Annotated in this window: 6 protein-coding genes; all 6 read right to left on the reverse strand. The window is 36.1% G+C overall.

All coding sequences use genetic code 11. The features are described from left to right. Positions 1-587: 587 nt before the first annotated feature. A complete protein-coding gene (locus tag ACWB0I_RS14590; RefSeq protein WP_479388805.1) occupies positions 588-995 on the reverse strand; it encodes a protein-export chaperone SecB in 408 nt (135 codons plus the stop codon). A gap of 8 nt (positions 996-1,003) precedes the next feature. Continuing rightward, positions 1,004-1,528: a toxin-antitoxin system HicB family antitoxin gene (locus tag ACWB0I_RS14595; RefSeq protein WP_479388806.1), complete on the reverse strand. Its 525-nt coding sequence runs from the start codon at positions 1,526-1,528 to the stop codon at positions 1,004-1,006. Position 1,529: 1 nt separating this feature from the next. Further along, on the reverse strand, positions 1,530-1,802 hold the full coding sequence (locus tag ACWB0I_RS14600) for a type II toxin-antitoxin system HicA family toxin (protein ID WP_479388807.1): 273 nt from the start codon (positions 1,800-1,802) through the stop codon (positions 1,530-1,532). Between the two features lie 48 nt (positions 1,803-1,850). Next, positions 1,851-3,200 carry a restriction endonuclease subunit S gene (locus ACWB0I_RS14605; RefSeq protein WP_479388808.1) on the reverse strand — a complete coding sequence of 450 codons (1,350 nt, stop codon included), beginning with the start codon at positions 3,198-3,200 and terminating at the stop codon, positions 1,851-1,853. Continuing rightward, positions 3,193-4,626, reverse strand: coding sequence for a class I SAM-dependent DNA methyltransferase (locus ACWB0I_RS14610; protein WP_479388809.1), 1,434 nt, complete (start codon positions 4,624-4,626; stop codon positions 3,193-3,195). Before ACWB0I_RS14610 ends, ACWB0I_RS14605 begins: the two co-directional genes overlap by 8 nt. A 39-nt stretch (positions 4,627-4,665) precedes the next feature. Further along, positions 4,666-5,055, reverse strand: a 390-nt coding sequence (locus ACWB0I_RS14615) for a GxxExxY protein (protein WP_479388810.1), incomplete at its 5' end; no start/stop codon positions are given.

The following is a 5,055-nucleotide window of genomic DNA, read 5'->3' on the forward strand; positions in this document are numbered from 1 at the left end:
ATGTCAATTCTCATTTCCGGATTAAACAGACGCCCATCTTTAATCGATTAACGTTACCTGACGATCTTCAACCAATGTCGTTCTTCACCTGTTTTATCTTTTTAAGGTGAAGACTCCCCTTCATACCTTGTGAATATTCGGACAGTAATCATTAAAACTTAATGCAACCACTCTTAGGTACAAGATAGTAACCAGCAAGGAAGGCTTAAATTCTGAACCAGGATTTACCCGATTTCTGGATTAACGGGATTATTTTTTCTGCATTCCAAAATTTCTCTTTAAAATATCAAGCAAAGTTTCACTGGAGTAAAAAATCAAGAAAATCCTGTCATCCTGAAAATCAAGGTTCAAAAACCCGTAATGAATGATGGTTATACGCTTTGACTCGCGAAGGTAACTCGTTAGGCGTAACACGTTACGCATTCACAAAACACTCTGAAAGAAACCGACCTGTCATTTTCTAAAGAAGTTTTTTGGCTGCGGCTGTGCTGCTTTAGTTCAACACCTGAATAAATATAAATTTGGAAATCAATTATGCCGCTTAAAACATGCTGTTACTTAATTTGCACAGCGGGTTAAAACTGATATCAACGTTTTAGTAGAGGCAATGTCAAAGGTGGTATATTCATACGTGAAGTAATAGAATTCACTAATTCTCTGAAAAACGGCCATACGTTCAGGGGTAAACTGATCTCTTTATAAACTTCAAAGAAATCATCATTAATTTCAGATTGAGATTCAAAAACTACAATATAAGTTGCTTCAATTTTTATGGCGATTTTTTTTTCATTATTTTTTGCTGTTAATTTATACGTATTTGTTACAATGAACTCGTCATCTTCATATTTATATTGGGCATTATCTTTGATGGAGATTTTCATGCCTTCCGAAAGGAATTCATGATGTATGGATGCTTTAAGTTCAGATAATAAAATATTGTTTAAATCAATACCATTTAATATTTTTCGATATTCTTCTGGCGAAATTCTTTCCATGATACACCTTATGCAGATTTATCATATTTGTATAGTTTCATATTTGGATAATTATAAGCTGAACCAGTGCCATTATTTATTTTATAATTAATCTTACGAATCCATGTAAATACATCTTTTACATCCTTTTTTACTTCATTTAAATCATCCTGAATACCCTTTAAAAAAGACTTACGGGTTAAAAGATAAATGCAATACTGATTAAGCGTGGTTTCGTTTCTTTTTGCTTCCAATGCTAAAAAACGGTGCAGTTCTTTAGGAACTCTTAATAAGAATTTCCCGCTGTATTTCTTTTCTTCTTCTTCCTGGGGTTCAGGTATCGGAATACCTTCTTCTAGGTATTTTGCTAAAAGATATTCTTTAATTTCTTTCAAATTAGCAACAGCTTCTTCTATGGTTTCCCCATCACCTACAAAGGCATATCTCCCGAGCAGGGGAATGGAAGCTGTATAACCACCGCCTTCTTCCTCTTGTATTTTTTGAATTTCAATTGGATAATTTATATTAAGATAATATTTAAGATTCTTTTTCATCTCAGTCATCCTCCGTAACTATATCAATTGCAATGAGTATTCGTTTTAGATAAAAACCTTTAATAAAACGACCATTTGTTGTCGGAACAGTAAATTCACCTCTACAACCAAATTCAGGTTGATCTAAAAGTTTAATGTGTCTCACAACAATGTGAGATCCCCTATTAAAATCAAGTTCAAAACCGAACCTTTCAAGAACAGTAATAACCTCCTCTTTATTTACTAGTTTCGGTTTTGAGGCAAATTTCTTTAAAGTTTTTTCTAACTTTCCCATTTATTTTCCTGTAAATATACTACATATAGTATCAAATATCAATTTTTTTTACAATTCTTTTGCATATTTTCCATTAAAAGCTTCTCTTAACACCGCTTGCATGAGCTGCTCTGCCTGCTTTTTACGGGCTTTGACCTGCTCTTCCAACAAGTCGATTTTGGCCATCAGCCGGTCCACTTTTTCAACAATGGCTTGTTGCTCTGCAAGGGGAGGCAATGGCAATGGAATTTCTTCCCATTTTCTCTTATTTATAATTGGCGTTGAACTTTTCATTGCCTTATCCCAAACTTCATTCTGAAAATAGTTGGATTGAAGAAAATTCTGAAGGAATCTTACATTTATCAGTGCAACTGGCGTTAAAGCATTAATTTGCTGATTACAAGATACAGATCGATCTGTAAAATACGATTTCCCAAGGGAACCGCCAATACAAACCATTAGAATAGAATCTTTATCAATTAGTCTACCCTTAGACAAGCCTAATTCTGATAGTCCTTCATTAAAATAATTAATACCTGCTGTTGAAATATCTGCTGGTTTTATAAATGGTATAAAATTACCAAAATTAGATTTATAAGTAGTTGAGGGTGTTGTACCAGTTTGTGTGACACCATAATCAATCAACCTACACCACACCCACCCTTCCGGCAGTTCAAACGGTTTTTCGGCATCGGTAATGGGCGGTAATTCTTTTAATTTCTTTGTGCGCTTTGTGTTCTTTGTGAGCTTCTCCTTCTCGGCTTTGATTTTTTCCAGCAAACGGGCGGCGTGGTTTTCGCCGGAAATCAGTTCGGGATGCTTCTTGCGCCATTCTGCCGTAAGTTTGCCTTCCACCGCTTCCTGCAAAATAGCCTGGCGGAGTTGTTTGAGAAAAAATTGTTGAGTATCATATTCTTTCAGGATATTAATTACGTGTTTTTTTGAATTGATATATTTTCTGATTATTTTCTTTTGAACATCTATGGATGGGCAAGGAATTTCAAAATTCAAAATTTCTTTAGGACTAACTCTCGAATAATTTGTAGTTCCTTTTGCTTTTATTTGAGATTGAATAACATCAGTATCAATTAAAACTTTTAAATATTCAGATAAAATTTTGTTTTGATCGAATTCAAATAAATAATAATGGCTACTCACAATTGCATTATTTAGAGATTCAGGGATAATTCCATAACCACCAAATTTTGCATCCATTTCTGCCACAATAAAATCGTTAGTTTTACACAATCTTTGTTTTTTTGTTTTTATATCGCTTCCCTTAATGATATCTCTTAATACAACACCTTTTTTATGCAATTGTACTCGGCATCGTTTGTATTCTTCAGTATCAGAAATTTCAATGAATTCTCTTCTATAATCAGCAACATCACCAATTTTTACTAAATCAAAATCAGGCATTATTTAACTCTCTCTTCAACTGTTCCAATAATTCATCGCTTTTTCGAAAGGATTCATGCAGCATTTCCAGCAATTCCGCGCTGGAATAAGTTTGTTCTTCTTCGGCAATGTGGGGATTTTTAATATCCAAATTGTAGCCGTTTTTTGCTATTTCATCAATGGAAACCTTCCAGGCTTGTTCGTTTTCTTCCCGGTTGTTCCACCACTGTTTCAGGCTTTCAAATTCTTCCTTACGGATCGGTTTGGTTTTGGAATAGGCTTTGTAACCTTCAGGCAGTTTATGCTCCCAGTACCATATTTCTTTGGTCGGTTTGCCTTTTTCAAAAAACAGTAGATTAGTCGCTACACTGGCGTAAGGCTGAAAAACCGAATTGGGCAAACGTACAATGGTGTGGACATTGCAGGTTTCCAGAAAATGCTGGCGGATGCGCTGCTTCACGCCGTCGCCGGTCAATGAACCGTCTGGCAAAACGATTGCCGCTCGCCCACCGTCTTTTAAATAGCGGATCATTAGTACCAGAAACAGGTCGGCGCTTTCCGTAGTGCGAAAGTTTTGCGGGAAGTTGGTTTCCACGCCGTCGGTGACTGATGCGCCGAACGGGGGATTGGCGAGAATCACGTCCACACGGTCTTTTTGCCCGATACTGGTGTATTCACGGTTAAGGCTGTCTGTATAATCGATGTTGGGCACTTCAATATCATGTAAAATGAGATTGGTAACGGCGAGCATAAAAGGCAGGGGTTTTAATTCCATTCCGTGAATTGTTTCTTCCAAAGTTTTCAAATCTTCCACGCTTTTCACATCTTGCTTGCGGATGTTCTCAATGGCAGAAGTTAAAAAGCCCCCAGTGCCGCAGGCCGGATCCAGCACCTTTTCGCCCAGGCGAGGATTTATCATCTCGGTCATAAATTCGGTTAAGGCGCGGGGCGTGTAAAACTCGCCGTAATTTCCGGCGCTTTGCAGGTCGCGTAAAATGGTTTCGTATATGTCGCCAAACAGGTGACGATCTTCGGAACTGTTAAAATCAATTTCATTTAGTTTGTTAATCACCTGACGGATGACGGTGCCATTTTTCATATAATTATTGGTGCCGGAAAAGATTTCGCGAACAATCAACGCCCGTTTATTGCCGTTACTAACATCAAGATTCTTCAAAGTTGGGAACAGGGTATTGTCGATAAATTCCTGTAATTCATTTCCGGTCATGCCTTCATCGTTTGCCGCCCAGTTGCGCCACTGGATATTTTCAGGAATAGGCGATTTGTAATTTTCGTGTAAAAGTTCAAGTTCCTGATCTTTGTCATCTAAAATTTTTAGGAAAATCATCCAGCCGAGTTGCTCAATACGCTGGGCATCGCCGGAAACGCCAGGGTCCTTGCGCATGATATTTTGTAGTGTTTTGATGATATTACCAATTTTTTTCATATTTTTTTCTCTCACAATGCCCACAAAGAACACAAAGTTTTAATTGTTTATTTCTCCATTAATTATTCTTTTTAAACCATTCTTCAACAAAGATTCGTTGAAGTTTATCAATAAACCTAATTTACAATTTGTCAACTTTAAATAAGTTAACAATTGTTTAAAATGAATATCTTCTAATTTTCTTACTGATTTAATTTCAATTATTACTTTTTTATTGACAATTATATCTGCTCTGAATCCTTTATCGAAATAAACTTCTTCGTATTTAACAGGTATCTCTTTTTCCGAATCAACTTTTAGTCCAGATTTCCTTAATTCATAAACCAATGCGCCATGATAAACAGATTCAAGCAAACCCGGACCAAGCGCTTTGTGAATTTTTAACGACTTTTCAACAACAATTTTTGAAATTTCATTCTCGTTCATTTT

It is taken from the genome of Caldithrix sp. (assembly GCF_056497305.1).

Excerpts from the sequence above, each read along its gene's own strand:
- ACWB0I_RS14605 (WP_479388808.1), bottom strand. The coding sequence starts at position 3,200 with ATGCCTGATTTTGATTTAGTAAAAATTGGTGATGTTGCTGATTATAGA.
- ACWB0I_RS14610 (WP_479388809.1), bottom strand. The coding sequence starts at position 4,626 with ATGAAAAAAATTGGTAATATCATCAAAACACTACAAAATATCATGCGC.
- ACWB0I_RS14590 (WP_479388805.1), bottom strand. The coding sequence starts at position 995 with ATGGAAAGAATTTCGCCAGAAGAATATCGAAAAATATTAAATGGTATT.
- ACWB0I_RS14600 (WP_479388807.1), bottom strand. The coding sequence starts at position 1,802 with ATGGGAAAGTTAGAAAAAACTTTAAAGAAATTTGCCTCAAAACCGAAA.
- ACWB0I_RS14595 (WP_479388806.1), bottom strand. The coding sequence starts at position 1,528 with ATGAAAAAGAATCTTAAATATTATCTTAATATAAATTATCCAATTGAA.